This is a genomic window from Peijinzhouia sedimentorum (assembly GCF_049340005.1).
Classification (GTDB): domain Bacteria; phylum Bacteroidota; class Bacteroidia; order Cytophagales; family Cyclobacteriaceae; genus CAXBDP01.
This window is the reverse complement of record NZ_JBMPIY010000009.1, coordinates 34,767-52,141: the sequence shown is the minus strand read 5'-3', so window position 1 is coordinate 52,141 and position 17,375 is coordinate 34,767. Positions and strand designations below refer to the sequence as shown.

14 protein-coding genes are annotated in these 17,375 nt (G+C 37.9%); 12 read left to right on the top strand and 2 right to left on the bottom strand.

Features of this window, described 5'->3' with window-relative positions; translation table 11 throughout:
• The first annotated feature begins 105 nt into the window (after positions 1–105).
• The 5 genes from ACOXY8_RS12520 (at position 106) to ACOXY8_RS12500 (ending at position 8,092) form a co-directional block, all read left to right on the top strand.
• Positions 106–1,326 carry an ATP-grasp domain-containing protein gene (locus tag ACOXY8_RS12520; RefSeq protein WP_458331941.1) on the top strand — a complete coding sequence of 407 codons (1,221 nt, stop codon included), beginning with the start codon at positions 106–108 and terminating at the stop codon, positions 1,324–1,326.
• A 112-nt stretch (positions 1,327–1,438) separates the two neighbouring features.
• Positions 1,439–3,433 carry a hypothetical protein gene (locus ACOXY8_RS12515; protein ID WP_458331940.1) on the top strand — a complete coding sequence of 665 codons (1,995 nt, stop codon included), beginning with the start codon at positions 1,439–1,441 and terminating at the stop codon, positions 3,431–3,433.
• On the top strand, positions 3,427–4,584 hold the full coding sequence (alr, locus tag ACOXY8_RS12510; protein WP_458331939.1) for an alanine racemase: 1,158 nt from the start codon (positions 3,427–3,429) through the stop codon (positions 4,582–4,584). The genes ACOXY8_RS12515 and alr overlap by 7 nt, the downstream gene beginning before the upstream one ends.
• A gap of 128 nt (positions 4,585–4,712) precedes the next feature.
• Positions 4,713–4,910 carry a hypothetical protein gene (locus ACOXY8_RS12505; RefSeq protein WP_458331938.1) on the top strand — a complete coding sequence of 66 codons (198 nt, stop codon included), beginning with the start codon at positions 4,713–4,715 and terminating at the stop codon, positions 4,908–4,910.
• Between the two features lie 65 nt (positions 4,911–4,975).
• A complete protein-coding gene (locus ACOXY8_RS12500; RefSeq protein ID WP_458331937.1) occupies positions 4,976–8,092 on the top strand; it encodes a S41 family peptidase in 3,117 nt (1,038 codons plus the stop codon).
• 62 nt (positions 8,093–8,154) lie between these two features.
• On the opposite strand, the gene ACOXY8_RS12495 is transcribed toward ACOXY8_RS12500, so the two are convergent.
• Positions 8,155–9,924 carry an SLC13 family permease gene (locus tag ACOXY8_RS12495; RefSeq protein ID WP_458331936.1) on the bottom strand — a complete coding sequence of 590 codons (1,770 nt, stop codon included), beginning with the start codon at positions 9,922–9,924 and terminating at the stop codon, positions 8,155–8,157.
• A gap of 186 nt (positions 9,925–10,110) precedes the next feature.
• On the opposite strand from ACOXY8_RS12495, the gene ACOXY8_RS12490 reads away from it, so the two are divergent.
• The 3 genes from ACOXY8_RS12490 (at position 10,111) to ACOXY8_RS12480 (ending at position 12,842) form a co-directional block, all read left to right on the top strand.
• The gene (locus ACOXY8_RS12490; protein WP_458331935.1) at positions 10,111–10,332 is read left to right on the top strand and encodes a DUF433 domain-containing protein; all 222 of its coding nucleotides are present in this window, start codon (positions 10,111–10,113) and stop codon (positions 10,330–10,332) included.
• A gap of 78 nt (positions 10,333–10,410) precedes the next feature.
• Entirely contained in the window at positions 10,411–12,561 is a 2,151-nt protein-coding gene (locus ACOXY8_RS12485; RefSeq protein ID WP_458331934.1) for a hypothetical protein, read from the top strand.
• 5 nt (positions 12,562–12,566) lie between these two features.
• Positions 12,567–12,842, top strand: coding sequence for a hypothetical protein (locus tag ACOXY8_RS12480; RefSeq protein ID WP_458331933.1), 276 nt, complete (start codon positions 12,567–12,569; stop codon positions 12,840–12,842).
• A 179-nt stretch (positions 12,843–13,021) separates the two neighbouring features.
• Here the strand turns inward: ACOXY8_RS12480 and ACOXY8_RS12475 are convergent, their stop codons facing one another.
• On the bottom strand, positions 13,022–13,330 hold the full coding sequence (locus ACOXY8_RS12475; protein ID WP_458331932.1) for a tetratricopeptide repeat protein: 309 nt from the start codon (positions 13,328–13,330) through the stop codon (positions 13,022–13,024).
• A gap of 108 nt (positions 13,331–13,438) precedes the next feature.
• Here ACOXY8_RS12475 and ACOXY8_RS12470 point away from each other — a divergent pair, with 108 nt between their 5' ends.
• From ACOXY8_RS12470 to ACOXY8_RS12455, 4 genes are all read left to right on the top strand, one after another.
• Entirely contained in the window at positions 13,439–14,176 is a 738-nt protein-coding gene (locus tag ACOXY8_RS12470) for an electron transfer flavoprotein subunit beta/FixA family protein (protein WP_458331931.1), read from the top strand.
• Between the two features lie 23 nt (positions 14,177–14,199).
• Positions 14,200–15,168: an electron transfer flavoprotein subunit alpha/FixB family protein gene (locus ACOXY8_RS12465; RefSeq protein WP_458331930.1), complete on the top strand. Its 969-nt coding sequence runs from the start codon at positions 14,200–14,202 to the stop codon at positions 15,166–15,168.
• A gap of 1 nt (position 15,169) precedes the next feature.
• On the top strand, positions 15,170–15,772 hold the full coding sequence (locus ACOXY8_RS12460; RefSeq protein ID WP_458331929.1) for a bifunctional nuclease domain-containing protein: 603 nt from the start codon (positions 15,170–15,172) through the stop codon (positions 15,770–15,772).
• A gap of 156 nt (positions 15,773–15,928) precedes the next feature.
• Positions 15,929–17,221, top strand: a complete 1,293-nt coding sequence (locus tag ACOXY8_RS12455) for a NupC/NupG family nucleoside CNT transporter (RefSeq protein ID WP_458331928.1) — start codon at positions 15,929–15,931, stop codon at positions 17,219–17,221.
• Positions 17,222–17,375 lie beyond the last annotated feature (154 nt).

The following is a 17,375-nucleotide window of genomic DNA, read 5'->3' as shown; positions in this document are numbered from 1 at the left end:
ATATATAACTTTATTTTGAATTAGTTTAGCAAAAGCTTGCTATTGCCCTCTCAAATGATATATTAAGGCATATTAAATATTTGATAACTAAATAAATATATAAATATGGCAAAATGCTTTGCATTGATGGGTTGGAGTTTGCCCGTAATCGAGAGTATGCAAAAACTCAACAAACCTTATGTAGTAGTTTCCTTTCCTGACTTCGAGGAGTACGCAAAAGAAAATAATATACCATTTGTGGCCTATCAATTCGATGAGTGGAGTGATACTTCCAACTCTTTGGACTTGTATGAAAAACTGAAGCCGTTCAACGCAGATGTAGCCGTACCTCTTTTCGAAGAAACTGTGGAATGGGCAGGTGCGCTTAATTCTATTTACAGAGGTGATCCTCGTGTATTGAATCGTGCATTCTTATTTCGCAACAAGGCTATGATGAAAAGAAAGGCTTTGATTGGAGGCTTGCGTGTAGGGCTTTTCGAAGAAGTGTACAATAAGGAAGGTGTCAAGAGTTTTATGAAAAGGCTTAATCAGGCTAACCTTCAAGTGGAAGGAGAGCAAGATAGCTGGGTACACATTAAGCCATTTGCTTCGGCAGGTACTGTTGGTCACCGTCTTTTAAGATCGCTCCAAGATGTTGAAGAGAAATGCCAAGAAAGTGATTTTCCATGCTTAGCTGAGAGTCACTTGCCAGGTACAGAGTTTTCGTGTGAAGCATTTATTCATGGAGGAAAAATCCGCTTCCTTAATATTACGGAATATGTGAAGCTGGGCTATTCTAACTTTATTCCTGAAGGCAATCACTTGCACTCGAAGCGTGATAAAATCATGAAAGAAATGCAGAAGTTGGTTGATTTATTTGGAATTGAGTACGGTATGATTCACCCAGAGTGGTTCCTTACCGAAAATGACGAATTGAGTTTTGGTGAAGTAGCTTGTAGAATTCCAGGTGGACATATATTGGAATTGGCAGCTAAGGCTTATGATTTCGATGCGCTTGGTGCTTTTGTGCTTTGCCACGATCCGAACTTGTCTGAGGAAGAATTAAAAGAAATACTCCCGCCATTAGATGCGCGACCCAAGCAGTTTTATGGCAATTTGATGATATATCCGCACAAGGATGTGATCAATAAGCTCGAAATTCCTGAAGAGTTGAAGGAGGAATCTTATTTCTTAGATCATAATTTGATTCCACCATATACCAATCAAAAAATCAATAGTAGAGAAGGTTTTGGGAATCATTTTGGCACCGTCAATTTTAAAGGTGAAGATCCAGATAGAATGACGGAATTGCTATTGCATTACGAAAATGTAGACTTTTATCATTGATCCACATATGTAAAATTGAAGATAAATAAAGCCTTTCACCTCGAAAGGTTTTATTTTTACATTCTACCCAAATACAAAATCTACAAACACATCGAAAATTTTTTGCTTTTTTATGCATAATCAAGTGCTTTCAGACAATACATATCAAAAATTTGAAGAACAGTTTAAGGAATTTAGTGAGGCAACAGCACTAACGAAGCCAGAGAAGGCCCGCAAGATGATGGGTCAGATTGACCTACTTATTGATACTACAGAAGGATTAAATTTTATTTATCAAGGCATTGAGGACTTAGCGAAAGCCGGAATATTTGAAGGCTCACCTTGGGCCGATCCATCCAAATTGGTTGCCAGTTTGGTAAATGGAACACTAAAGAGTGGTCATCCAAATTCAACCATTGAGATATTGAGTGAGTTGCGTTTATTGGCAATTGCTAATGGGAAATTCAAAGTGAAAGGATTCAGTCCAAAGGATGCGGAGAATTTCATTCAAGAAGTTATAGTTGCCAATTTGGAGTTTGTTTTCAATGAGCCATTAGAAGAAACTAGGCTTATAATGAGTGACCATGAACTCAAAAAGGTTCATACCCTATTCAAATACATTTCAGAAAAGACTAAGCTTGATAGTGTAAAGGAAAAATTGGTAGAAGAACTCACATTAATTTGTGAGCAGCGCCCTGTGGTAACTGAAAAGCAGCGTAAAATTATTGCACTGATAAAAGAGAAAATAGATCTTGATCCTAAAAAGGAAATTGATGCTCGCTTATTAAAATTCCAAAGATGTATTTATAGACCAACCTTAAATACAGTAGATAAGGATTATGTAGAATATCGGGAATTCCTTGTCAAACTTTCGCCTGAGCAATTGCGAGAGGAGTCAAAAGAAATGAGTCAAGCGATGCTCAGCTTTGGTTTGGTTAGTCAATACCATGCTATTTTGGTGATTTACTTGATCAAAAATAGCCATGATGACTTAATTCCAATATGCCTTGGATTGAGTGATGCTGGTACTGCAAGATGGATTGAATACAATGATTTTATATCTAATTTGATCCTCAAAACAATTCATCCATATAATGCACAATGTGTGTATGGACTAGCTAAAATGCTAGAATCAGGCATTTTTTCTAGAGAAGCCGTACGATCAGGATTGGCAAATATGCTTACTACCAAAGTGCATCCTATGGTAGAAGATAGGATTTTGAAATCCACCAAAACACCGCATGAAAAAGTGAGTGCATTGCAATACTTGATGGGTGCTTTGTTCAGAGTATTGGGACAGCCACTTGGAGTAGGGCAGGGCAATAATCCCACATGCCAAAGTGCACGAGGTATTAGTATGTGGAGTCAGCATGCGCCAGCTAAACTTATTCATATGGTGCAAACAGCTGCGACTTACAATGATCTTACATTCAGATTCGAAGGTCAAGAAATCAAATCATCTGCAGTTGGTTTGGGATTGGTGCAAAAGCTAGATCATAATTTGGATGCGGTATCGGTCACATTAGTGCCTATGCTCGATAAGATTTACAATGAAATGATGATAAGAGCTTCAGGTAGAGGAGAAGATCCACACAAATGGGTAAATCCAGCATTATATGGCCAATGGATTCAAATTGGTTTTGCTTCGGCATATGATTATTTATCCAATGCTATTGTCGATTTCGATGGATTTATAAGCGTATTCTATGCGATGTGTCATCCAAATTATAATGGAGGACACAGATTGATATACCCAAATCCGGTAGGGATATTTATAACATCTTCCAAAGGAGATATGTTAGGTTTTCACGCGGTTTCCTTATTGCGGGTGGATAAAGATCATAAAGGAGTATATAGAGCATATTTTCTAAACCCAAATAATGAAGGTCGCCAAGATTGGGGACAGAACATAAAGCCTTCTGTATTTGGAAACGGTGAGATTTACGGTGAATCTTCACTTCCCTTGCATGAGTTTGCTGCAAGAGTTTATGCATTCCATTTCAATAATTTGGAAGCAAAAGAGAAGATGGAGAATGTCCCTTTTATAGAAATTCAAAAAATTAAAAAATTGGCTAAGGAAAGTTGGGGGCGATCTTATACTTGGCTCGAAATGAAAAAAGTATGGTAAAGCATTCCTCGCGGATTGAACTGAAACAATCCGCCTACAAGAACAATATAAACTTCATTAAAAAGAAGATTGGTGAAAATGTAATTCTTTCATCCGTAGTCAAAGCAAATGCCTATGGTCATGGCATTCGGAGCTTTGTGCCTATGGCTGAAAAATGTGGAGTCAGCCATTTTTCAGTAGCCTCAAGTTTTGAGGCTGAAGAGGTGTTGAGTGTGTGCGCACCTTCAAGTCGAATCATGATAATGGGTATTATCTATGAGGAAGATATCCCTTGGGCTATTGAGAATGATATTGAGTTTTTCGTGTATAACTATGAGCGAATGCCTAAAACACTCGCTGCAGCAAAACAAGTAGGAAAACCAGCTAAAGTCCATGTGGAAGTAGAAACTGGAGCAAATAGAACCGGCCTCCCGCAAAAGGATTTTCTAAAAGTTCTTGCTTATCTAAAAAAGCATAGCGATCATATTATTTTTGAAGGCTTATGTACGCATTTTGGCGGTGCAGAAAGTTTATCAAATCAGTTCAAAATTGATATGCAGCATAAGCGATATAAAGCTTTTTTGAAGCAATGTCGGGATAAGAAAATTATGCCCAATATCAGGCATATAGCTTGTTCTGCTGCCGCCTTGGCGATGAAAGATACTGTTTATGATATGGTGCGTATAGGTGTAGCACAATATGGTTTTTGGCCAAGTCCAGATATTTATTTTGCGCATTTGCATGAAACCAATAAAAAGGCAGACTCCTCACTCAAGCGGATTTTCACTTGGAAAACTGACATCATGGATATTCGTGATGTAGAGCAAGGAGAGTTCATAGGCTACGGTACGTCTTTTCAAGCTACGCATAAAATGACTATCGCTGTTATGCCCTTGGGATATTCTAATGGCTATCCACGTGCATTATCAAATAGAGGGCAAGTACTGATTCATGGCAAAAAAGCACCTATTGTTGGTCTAATCAATATGAATCTATTTATGGTGGATATTTCACATATCTCGGAAGCCAAGCTTGGAGATGAAGTAGTGCTAATTGGCAGACAGAATAATAATGTGATTCATGTGTCAAGTTTTACTAATAGCACTCAATTGCTCAATAATGAAATGCTAAGCAGATTGCCAGCAGCAATTCCTCGAACTGTAGTGCGATAATGAATTAGGGTTTACCTCCCGCATTATTTCAACTTCATGCTAAGCCACTAACTAGCCTATTTGTCCATTCTTTCGAATTCTTTATCAGGTTTTTGTTAATTTTAGTAAAATCAGCAAAAAAATATAAGATGACAACATTCTTGCTTTGGCTGTTATTATTTGTGCTTTGTGCCCCTTTGGCCATTGCAGTATTAATTTTATATCCAATTATTTGGCTAATACTATTGCCATTTAGGCTCTTGGGAATTGCTGTAAATGGTGTTTTTGAATTGCTCAAAGCCATTATCTTATTTCCTGCGCGCTTGCTTCAAAAACTTACTGCATAGTAAATTAGCACTTGATTCTCAGAATTTTGCTTTCTTGCATATTATTCCTCTAAATCTATTCTCTTATGGTTAAGAATTATTTGTTGACAATAATTTGCGTGTTGGTAGGCTTTGCATCCAATGCACAAAGTGATGTTTATTTTGCTACGACACCTTCATTAAGTCCCAATGGCCGCACCATTTACTTCACCTACGAAGGTGATATTTGGTCGGTAGCAAAAGCGGGAGGTCAGGCCATGCGCATAACAGGAATGGCTGGCAATGAATCTCATCCTCGTGTATCCCCTGACGGTAAATGGCTAGCTTTTAGCGGATCACAAGATGGGAATTCCAACGTGTATGTGATGCCAATTAGTGGTGGCCCGATTAAGCAATTAACCTGGCACGATGGCTCCGATCAGATATATTCTTGGAGTTGGGATAGCGAAGAGCTCTTTTTCTCTTCTAGTCGATACAATTCGGTTTCGGTGTATTCTATCTCCAAGGACGGTGGAAATCCCACCCGCCTTTTCGATCACTACTTCAATATTCCACACGATTTGGTGATTCATCCCAATGGCGAAGAAGTCTATTTTACAGATACATGGGAAAGTAATAATCAAGTACAACGTAAGCGCTACAAAGGTGCTTTCAATCCGGATATTAAAACCTACAATTTAGAAACAGATACTTATGGCCAATTGACAACCTGGGAAGGCAAAGATATGTGGCCGAGTATCACACAGGATGGCAAACTCTTCTTTGCATCTGACGAAAGCAATGAAGAATACAATCTCTACACTTTCGAGAATGGATTGAAGACTTCGCTTACTCAGTTCGAAACGTCTATTTGGAACCCACAAGTAAGTGCAGATGGCTCTACAGTAGTTTTTGAGAAAGATTATCAGCTTTTCACATATGATGTCGCAAGCAAGCAATCCAATCCGGTAAGAATCTCTATGGGGCAAAGTTCAATTTTGGAAATAGAAAAAAGCTTTGCTACAGCTACAAATATTACCAATTTCGATGTATCGCCTGATAATAATAAAATAGCTTTTGTCAGTAGAGGTGCGCTTTTCGTTTCGGATATCAAGGGCAAATTCGTGCGCCAGATTCCAACAGAACCAAGTGAGCGAGTGGTGGAAGTACTATGGATGAAAGACAATGAAACTCTTGTGTATAATCAAACTGACAAAGGCTGGCAAAATATCTACACAAGCAAAGCAGATGGTACAGGCCAGCAAAAAAGATTAACAGAAACTGAACGCAGTGAGAGGCAATTAGTCATGTCGCCCGATAAATCCAAAATGATTTATTACGGTGGTCGCGATGAAGTAATGTTGATGAATTTGGCGGATTTCAGTACAGAAGCCTTGGCTAAAGATGAGCTATGGGGATTCCAAAACGGAGCATTGAACTTCTCACCTGATGGCAAGTGGGTTGCCTATAATGCCACTCGCAATTTTGAAAAGGAAGTGGTTTTGGTGAATGTAGAGACCAAGCAGAGCATTAACCTTACGCATACGGTCGTTTCCGAAACTGATCCATACTGGTCGCCAGATGGTAAGTATGTATATTTCGCAACAGACAGAACCAAACCTAGCTACCCAACCGGAGATACAAATCCAAGCATTTACCGTGTAGCACTTACGAATGAAGAAACGCCTTTCAAAGCAGTAGAATTCAACAAGCTATTTGAAGAAAAACCAAAAGAGGAAAGCAAGGTGGAAGTTGTGGTTCGTATTGATACAGTAGATTTGAACAGACGCTGGGAAAGAGTGACCAGCGGTAGCGGCAACCAGTCTCGCCCAATGATAATAAGCAAAGGAGATAAAGATTATATCCTTTATTTATCGAATCAAGATGGTAATGGAACAACACTATGGAAAACAGTACAAGAGCCATTCGAGGATGATAAAACAGAGAAATTTAAAGGAACGAGAGGTTCTGTTGGCAATTTGACTTTAGTAGGAGATAAGCTATACGGACTTATGAGTGGCGATATTCATATTGTGAAATATGAATCAGGCGACGTGGAAAAAATTGCAATCTCACATAATTTTAGCAAAAACCTTCGTAATGAATTCAATCAAATGTTTTACGAAACATGGGCTAATATTCAAGAAAATTTCTACGATCGTGATTTTCATGGGGTAGATTGGACGGAGATGAAAAGTCGCTACGAAGCCTATTTGCCTAATGTGAATACGCGCGAGCATTTGCGAATAATCATGAACCATATGATGGGTGAATTAAATGCCAGTCACTTGGGCTTTTCTTCGTCTGGAGCAGAGGAGAACCAAACCTTCTCTAGACAGACTACTTGGCATTCGGGCATAGTATTTAGCAATGATAATCCACTAGTGGTAGAGCGAGTAATTGCCTATTCGCCAGCAACTAAAAATCCAAAAGAGGTAATGCCGGGTGATAGATTAGTCGCAGTGAATGATGTAGTGGTGGACAACAGCAAAGAGCGATATGCCTATTTTAATTCACCCAGCCGTATGGAAGAAATGAAGTTGACTTTGAGCCGCAATGGTCAAAATTATGACTTTTGGGTGAAGCCAATGAGCTCTGGAGCTATGCGTACGCTTCTTTATGACGAGTGGATGGACGAAAACCAAAGCTATGTGGATGCAAAAAGCGGAAAACGGATTGCCTACATACACATGAAGAATATGGGTGGTGGTGAATTGACTCGTTTTCTAGAAGAAATGGCTAATGAAGCTCAATATAGAGATGGGTTGATATTGGATCTGCGCAATAACACGGGCGGAAATGTGCATGATCAGGTGCTACAAACCTTAAGTCAAAAGACCTACAGCGAGTGGCAATATAGAGAAGGCGGGAGGACAAGTCAGCCTAATTTCACGCCATCTGATAAGCCAATTATACTATTACAAAATGAACAAAGCCTAAGTGATGCAGAAATGACTGCTAATGGATTTAAAGCCCTTAATTTGGGTAAAGTAGTCGGTACTGAATCCTATCGCTGGATTATTTTTACATCGGGTTTTGGCTTGGTCGATGGCTCATTTCACAGAATGCCGGCTTGGGGCTGTTACGATTTAGATGGCAATGATTTGGAACTAACAGGAGTGGCTCCGGATATATTCGTAGCCGAAACTTTTATGGATAGACTAGAAGGCAGACAACCTCAATTGGATAAGGCTATTGATTTGATAATGAGTGAAATTAAATAGTATAATCTGTTAATAGATAGAATTGAAAGGCTTGCTTCGGTGAGCCTTTTTTTATTGCTGAATTACAAAGGCCAAACCATCAAAATCATTGGGATACTAATAGCAACAATTAAAATGCTGATAGGTAAGCCCATTCGCCAATAGTCACCAAACTTATAGCCGCCGGGCGACATTACGAGCGTGTTAGACTGATGGCCTATTGGAGTGAGAAATGCTGCAGATGCTCCAATGGCTACAGCCATTAAAAATGGATCGGTTGAAAAGGACAAATCCTCTGCAATTTTGATAGCAATAGGTGCCATCATTACGGCAGTAGCGGCATTATTGATGACATTGGAAAGGAGCATTGTTACAGTCATAATAAATGCTAAAATCGCCCAAGTAGGAAAGCTATCACTCAGTATAATTACTTGTGAAGATATTAACTCGGCTCCGCCAGTGGTTTCAAGAGCTTCACCCACAGGAATCATTGCTGCAAGCAAAATTATAATGGGCCAATCTATATTTTGGTATACGTTTTTTACTGGCAAAATTTTGATTAATACCATCGCCATAGCAGCAATAGAAAATGCTATTTCAACGGGTAATATATTGAAAACCACCATTAAAATAGAAGCAATGAAAATAGCTAAGGCATAGATTGTTCTTGTTGGTTTACTGATATCCAATTTCCTTTCTGCTAAGGGCAAGCAGCCCAATAATTCAAGTTTGGCAGAGATGTCATCTTCACGGCCTTGAATAAGCAATACATCACCAGATTGGAAAGTTACTTTATCAATGCGCTTTCTTAAAGTTTGGTTTTGTCTAGCAAGTGCGAGTAGGTTAATTTCGTAACGAGACCGCAATCGCATACTTGAGGCAGTTTCTCCAACTAAAGTCGAGTGATTTTGAATGATTGCTTCAAGAATCACGTAATCATCGGAACCCTCAGCTTTTGGATATAATTTTTCATCCCCAACCAACTCGCATTTGCTAGCTTCGATAAAGGTTTTCAAACCTTCTGTATCTGATTCTATAATAAGGATATCGCCTTCACGTAGTTTACCATAGTAATTTGAAATGTTAACTCGTCTTTCCTCCCGCACTAAACCAATCAATACTAAATCAGCATCCGAAATTTCATCAATCTCATTTAGATTTTTTTCAAGGAGATTAGATTCCTCTACAATTCTGACTTCTGTGATATAATTATTGATTTCAAATAAGTTACTTCCATCTTCTGTCTCCTTTCTTTTAGGTATCAATTTCCAACCAATCAAAGTGATAAAAAGCAATCCAGCAATGGTAATAACAATGCCAACTGGACTGAAATCAAACATCGAAAAAGGAGCTGAATTGCTTTGTCCTCGAAAAGTGGATATTATAATATTTGGTGGAGTTCCAATCAGCGTGTTCATACCACCAAGTAATGAAGCAAATGCAATGGGCATTAAAATAATTGAAGGTGAGTATTTATGCTTTCGGGCAAGCTGAATAGCCACAGGCATCAAAATGGCCAATGCGCCAATGTTATTCATAAAAGCAGAAGCTACAGCCACGATAAGTGAGAGTAGGCCGATTTGCAAAAACTTATTTTTACCAACCCGATTCATTAATTGCACAATCACGTTGACTATGCCCGAATTCTCCAATGCTTTACTCACGATTAAAATAGCCGCAACAGTAATTACTGCTGGATGAGCAAAACCTGTGAAGGCATCTTCTGCAGGAATAATATTCCATACTACCAGAAAAAATAGCGCTGCTAATGCAACTAAATCGTATCGAAACTTGCCCCAGATAAATAGTACGAGTGCAATCCCTAGAGTTATAAAAACAACAATTTGATCCATTGTGCTAAATATAAGTGATTTTGAGATTATGAATGATGGAATGGCTGGAGGGGGAGAATACCGATTTCTACTGTTCTTGATTATTTTAGAAAAAGGAAAGGATTGAAATCCCTTTTCAGTTGCTTAATAAGGTATTGCCTCAGAAAATTACTATGGGTTTTTTGTATATTTGAAAAAGTTAATAATATGATGAGCTATAGCGAAATATTAAAAATTGACCCTAAAATTAGGTTTGGAAAACCTTGTGTTAGAAATACAAGGATTTCTGTTTTCAATGTTTTGAGCTGGTTAGCTTCGGGGATGTCTACAAATGAAATAATCGAAGACATTCCAGAATTAACAGAACAAGATGTTCATGCTTGCCTAGCTTATGCAGCAAATAGAGAGCATAGAATTAGAGTTGCTTGATGAAGTTGACTTATTACGGAAAGAATATAAACTGGCATTTTAACCAAACCTAAATGCGTTCAAATAATTTAATTGTTAATGAGCTTAGATAATTTTTACAAACTCAGACAGAATTTTATAATACTTGGCCTGACAGGTAAAATGCAGTCTGGAGTTGATCAGGTTGCAGAATTATTATCACAGAAAAAATTAACTAAAGATCAAGTTGAATTTTTGAATAATTTTAGAAATACTTATACAAAAATTAGTGAAAGTGAATCGCAAAAAATAAGGAGAATTGTTGATTTTTTTGAGTTTAATGGAAACTGGATTCAATTTGATGTAGTTGATTATAAGAAGATTATATTTTTATTTATACTACATCATAATTATGATTCTGATGTTAATAAATTTAATGCTAATATTTGTAGTTGGATAATTGAATTAGGGAGTTATAAGCCATTTATTACTCCGAGGTTTGGTGGTAATGTTGGATTATACGTAGATAGTACTGATTTTTTGTCAAATAAATTAAGTAATGTATTAATAGAAAGTTTGTCAAAATTGAGAGTTGTATTTAAAGGTAAAACTCTTGAGGGATTTTTAAGAATTCTAAAATCAGATAAAGTTGATAATATTGACTTCTTTTTTCAGAATGAATTCAATGACTTGGCTGATTTGTTTTTTGCTACATTGGATAATTATAGTCCATATTTAAGACATAAATTAATACATGTTGCTTCTTACTGCTTAAGAAGATTTGGCACTTTAGATATCAACGTAATTAAAGAAGATAAGCCAGTAGAATTCTTGGAGCACATTTATACCATAGCTGAAGTTATTAATCAGCTTATAAAAATTCATAGAGGTAGTGCTACGAAAGATAATAATGATAAACCTGCCCATATTGTAATAGATAGGTTAAAAAACTCTTATGAGCTAGTTTACTTTAGAGAGAAGTATTCAGGGTTTTATATGGTTGCTTGTAACAGAAATGATCATTTAAGAAGAGAACTAATAAATAAGAAAATCCAAAATTTAGAGATTACTACTTCCAAAAATGAAAATTTTAAATTGCTAAAAGCCTTAGATGAAATTGAATATAATGTGGATGAATTTAAGGATGGTATTTTCGATGGTTACGATGTTGAAAATTGCGTTCAGAAAGCCGATTATCATTTAGTCCTTAAAAATTTCGCTAGTTTGGAGGATGTACACCTATGGTACAAAGAAGGTATTCAAAGGTTAGAATCAAAACAATTAGATAGAACCAATGAATATTATATTTATCAACCTTTTCTAATTCAAGTATTAAAGTTGATTTCACTAATACAGCAACCAGGGTTATTCACTCCGTCATATATAGAAAGAATAATGCAAGTTGCCTTTAATGCTAAGTTAAACTCAGGCTGTATATCTAGGCAAGTTGGTGCTGTATTGACTGATGCTCATTTTTCAGTTAAAGGAATCGGTTGGAACGATGTGCCATTAGGCCAAACTCCATGTGCAAATAGAGATATCCGTGATTTGGTAAATGGTGTTGAAAAAGGCTTCACCCAATTTGAACTTGGCAATACTGATATTAGGTATAAGGATGAAAGATCATTTAATGAAAAGTTAAGGGAAGATTTTGAAAAAAATAAATCTAACATTTCTGATGGCCTTAAGGGAAGGTCATGCTCTTTTTGTTTTAAGACATTCCACAACACTTATGAAGCAAAGGATAATCAAGTTCACACTAGATCTCTTCACGCTGAAGAAAATGCGATGCTTCAAATTTCAAAATATGGTGGTCAGCCCTTAAATGGTGGCAATTTGTTTACAACTGCTTCTCCATGTGAGTTGTGTTCAAAAAAGGCTTATCAGTTAGGCGTAAAAAATATTTTCTATATTGATAATTATCCAGGTATTTCACAAAACCAAATACTAGAGGGTGGAAAAGCTAATCCTAAAATTTATCAGTTTCAAGGAGCAATTGGTAGAGGTTATTTTAAATTGTATGAGCCTTTTATGTCGATTAAAGATGAAACCGTAATAAGGTCAAAAATAAAACCAACTTCTACAGAAAAGGAAAGGATAAATCAGTTGAAAAAAATACTAGAAAAGGAATTAGGTAAATCTGAAAATCAAGATTTAAAAATTCAACTTGATAAACTGAAAACTGAGGAGAAAATAATGGAGAAATTTGTAGATATTATTAGAATGGGAATCAAAAATTATAAAGTTGATCAGTCAAATCTTGAAGATTAATTGTCATGTGGGAATACAACCTGTCCCTACATAATGAAATAGAAGGAATTCGCCACCATCGATTCATTCATAATCCAATTAAAATAAAATCCCTCTCTCAATTGATGGATGTATACAAAACAACCACTTCTAAAGAAATTCATTTACTTGGTGTTTTTGATTTCGCATGGCAGCGTTCATTTTATGATCACATTATCCGTAATTCAGAATCTTATGAGAAAATCAAAGCATATATCAATACAAATCCGAAAAGATGGAAAAATGATAGGTTTAGGTCGTAGAATAGTAATGATGAGGTTAAATAATATAAGGCGCAATAATCTATTGGAGGGATGTGAGTTCTTTAAATTAGTTTTAAAGATTCTAAAATTAATGAAAGGCCGCAAGTATGGACAGGTCATTACCTTTCTCCACGTAGATTACCGATACTCATTAATCTTCAAGAATATCATTCACCTCTCTAATCCATTCCATTCTCAAATCTAAAATTTTGAAAAGCCGAACGTAATTCATTGAGGGTTTTTTGTTCCTTTTGATCTTGAGCTAATTGAATACCTTTTTCGTATAGGGACTTGGCTTTTTCTATTTCGCCGAGGTCTGCAAATAGGGCTGCGGCATGATAATATGTGGGCAAATACATAGGAAATTTTTGTAAAGTCTTATCAAATAGCTCTACGGATTTTTCAACCTCCCGCTCAACATATTCCAATGCTAAGGCATAAAGTGGAAAGGGGTCTTGAGGGTCGTCCTGAATGTATTTTTCCAACATTGATATTCGCTGTTCCTTCATCGTAGAATCTTATTTTTTAATTTTTCAAGTTTTGGTAACTTCACGGCAAATTAAAAGTTAATTATCCAAACAAAGATAAATTTACGAATGAAGATATTAGTTTGTATTACACATGTGCCGGATACGACTAGCCGGATAGCATTTACCGAGAATGACACAAAGTTCGACAAAAATGGCGTGCAATTTATCATTGGTCCATACGATGATTATGCACTTGCCCGTGCGGTTGAATTGAAAGAGTCGAATGGTGCGAGTATCACTGTACTGAATGTAGGTGAAGCCGAAACAGAGCCAACTTTGCGTAAGGCTTTGGCCATCGGTGCGGACGAGGCGATCAGAATTAATGCATTTCCGTCTGATTCATATTTTGTTGCTAAGCAAATAGCTAATGTTGCCAAAGAAGGCAATTATGATATGATCTTAATGGGTCGTGAGTCTATCGATTTCAATGGAGGAATGGTGCATGGAATGGTTGGCGAAATGCTTGGAATGCCATCTTTCTCTCCAGTAATGAAACTCGATTTGGATGGTAATAATGCCACTTTACTACGTGAAATTGAAGGAGGCAAGGAAACGTTAACAGCAAGTTTGCCATTTGTTGCAGGTTGCCAAGAACCAATTGCCGAGTGGAAAATTCCTAATATGCGTGGAATTATGAGTGCGCGTACTAAACCACTTAATGTAGTAGAACCAGCAGATAATGGCGTGAAATCTGTTACTGAAAAGTATGAATTACCACCTGCAAAAGGTGCTGTGAAAATGATAGACAAAGACAATGTGGGTGAGCTTGTGAAGTTGTTGAAGTCTGAAGCTAAGGTTCTTTAATTCAAATTCTAAATCGAGAAAAAATGTCAATATTAGTATTTATAGAAAGTGACGAAGGAGTTGTGAAGAAGTCCTCTTTAGAGGCTGTGTCATACGGAGCAGAGCTTGCTGCCAAAATGGGTACGAGCGTAACAGCACTTGCACTTGGCAGCAAAGTAAGTGATGCGGAATTAGCCAAAACAGGTAGTGCTGGAGCTAATAAGGTATTGCATGTGAATGACGAGAAATTGAATCCTGGGATCATCCAAGCTTATGCTTCCGTGATTGCACAGGCTATGGAGAAGGAATCAAGTGATATTCTGGTTTTAGCTAAATCATCTTTGGGCGATCCGGTTGCTGCTAGAGTAGCTATAAAAGTAAATGCAAGTTTGGCTTCTAACGTGGCCGAATTGCCAGATACAAGCGCAGGCTTCAAAGTGAAAAGAAGTATCTACACGGGTAAGGCTTTTGCGCATGTAGAATTGAGCGGTGATAAGAAAATTCTTGCTATAAAGAAAAATGCGGTTGAGTTGAAAGAAACGGGTGACTCAGCACAAGTTGAGGCTTTTGCCCCTAGCTTAGATGATGCTGATTTCAACGCTAAAATTACAGACACCCAAAAGCAAACGGGTACTATTCTGTTGCCGGAAGCAGATATTGTAGTATCTGGAGGTCGTGGAATGAAAGGCCCTGAAAACTGGGGCTTGATCGAAGATCTAGCTTCTTCATTGGGTGCAGCTACAGGTTGCAGCAAGCCAGTGTCTGATATGGATTGGAGACCTCACCACGAGCACGTTGGCCAAACGGGTGTGAAAGTTAGCCCTAGCTTATATGTTGCGGTAGGCATTTCTGGTGCTATCCAACATTTGGCAGGAGTCAACTCAAGTAAATATATTGTGGTAATCAACAAAGATCCAGAAGCGCCATTCTTCAAAGCTGCCGATTATGGTATCGTTGGAGATGCATTCGAAATATTGCCTAAATTGACTGAAGCCATAAACGCAGCCAAATAAATTGAATAAGATTGAACTTGAAATAATATCCTTATCGTCTAACCAACCACAGACGGGTTCCTTTGCTTTGGTATTGGGCGAAATTGGTGGAAATAGACGATTGCCAATAATCATTGGCCATAGTGAAGCGCATGCTATTGCTATTGAGAACGAAAATCTCAAGACTAATAGACCTATGACGCATGACTTATTTAAGTCTTTTGCTCATGCTTTTGGCTACACTGTGGAGGAAATCGTGATTACAGATTTGCGGGAGGGAATTTTCTTTGCCAAAATAATCTGTAGCGATAAGGACAAAAGAGTAGAGATTGACTCAAGGCCTTCTGATGCTATAGCGATTGGCGTTAGATTCAAAGTTCCTCTTTATGTGGTCGATACCGTCCTTTCTGAGGGCGGAATCGAAGTGGACGACAATGAGGAAATAAAGCCTGAACGTGGCACTAAATCTACGAGTACGGTAGGGCCGGGTGCCGGTGCAGGAAGTCACAAAAAGTTGGAAGATACTCCACTTGAAAAGTTAAATGAAATGCTCGATAAAGCACTCGAGCAAGAGGAATACGAAAAAGCAGCGAAAATTCGTGACGAGATTAATCGACGGAATTGATTTAAGCTTGCTTTGATAATTTAAACCCTTTGTTTCTATTTTGAGGCAAAGGGTTTTCTTTTTTTTCTCCCGTTTTCGAATGATTTGCTAAATAGCGGAAATTTATATTTCTGCATTCGGCCTTTCATTATATCTTTGATCTCTAACCCTTATTGAATGGATTACCTACGCGCCCTGTTTGGGATTTTTGTTTTACTGGCATTAGCATTTGCGTTTAGCTCCCATAAGCGGAAAATTGATTGGAGATTGGTGGCAATTGGTGTTACCCTTCAAATTACTTTTGGTTTACTCATCACAAAAGTAGATGCAGTTGCGTCGGCTTTTGATTCAGTATCTAGGATTTTTGTAAAATTCCTAAGCTTCTCCTCAGATGGAGCACAATTCTTATTTGGTGATTTAGCAGGCAATTCATTTGGGTTTATTTTCGCTTTTCAAGTATTACCTACTATCATATTTTTTTCTACGATTACGGCTGGCCTTTATTATCTGGGCATTTTGCAGAAAATCGTATATGGTATTGCTTGGATCATGGCTCGTACTATGCGACTTTCTGGCTCTGAAAGTTTGTCTGCTGCGGGTAATATTTTCCTTGGACAAACAGAAGCACCGTTGTTGGTTCGGCCATTTGTGCCAAATATGACGCGCTCCGAATTGATGTGCTTGATGACTGGAGGTATGGCCACAATAGCGGGAGGAGTGCTGGCAGGCTACGTTGCGTTCCTCGGCGGCGACGATCCTGTGCAGCAAGCCAAATATGCATCTTATCTGTTGAGCGCTAGTATTATGAATGCGCCTGCAGCCATAGTTTTCTCCAAAATCGTAATACCCGAAACTGAGCCTGAAAAAATCGATAAAGAACTAAAAGTGAATACTGAAAAGCTCGGTGTAAACTTAATCGACGCGCTCTCCAATGGAGCAAGTGAAGGTTTGAAATTAGCGTTAAATGTGGGTGGGATGTTGTTGGCCTTTATTGCTGTGATTGCAGCAGTTAATTTCTTCCTTGAAGATTTTATTGGTGCGTACACTGGACTTAATGGTTTGGTTGTAGAATGGACTGATGGCGCATTTACGGGATTCTCTTTGCAATTCTTGTTAGGGTTGATTTTCAAATTACTGGCCTTTACGATGGGAGTGGAGTGGAGTGAAACTTTGGCCGTGGGTAGTTTACTTGGGCAAAAGACAGTGATCAACGAATTTGTAGCCTATTTAGGCTTGGCTGAGTTGAAAGAAGCTGGAGCCCTCTCTCCAAAAAGTATTGTGATTGCAACTTATGCGCTTTGTGGTTTTTCTAATTTCAGCTCTATTGCCATACAAGTAGGCGGTATTGGTGGTATGGCTCCAAACCAACAAGGCAATTTATCTAGATTGGGAATGAGGGCTTTATTTGCTGCGACGTTGGCTTGTATGCTCACGGCTACAATTGCCGGAGCAATCGTTACTCCAAGCTAGCATCAATAGGGAAATCAAAATCAACATCATTGATTTGGCTGTGAAACCATTCGACCATAACCCACTAGTTCAAGCGTCCGCTTAGACTTTTTGAGCTTTAAGACCCACTAAAAATGTAATAAAGTATTGAAATTCAATTATATATCCATGGAGT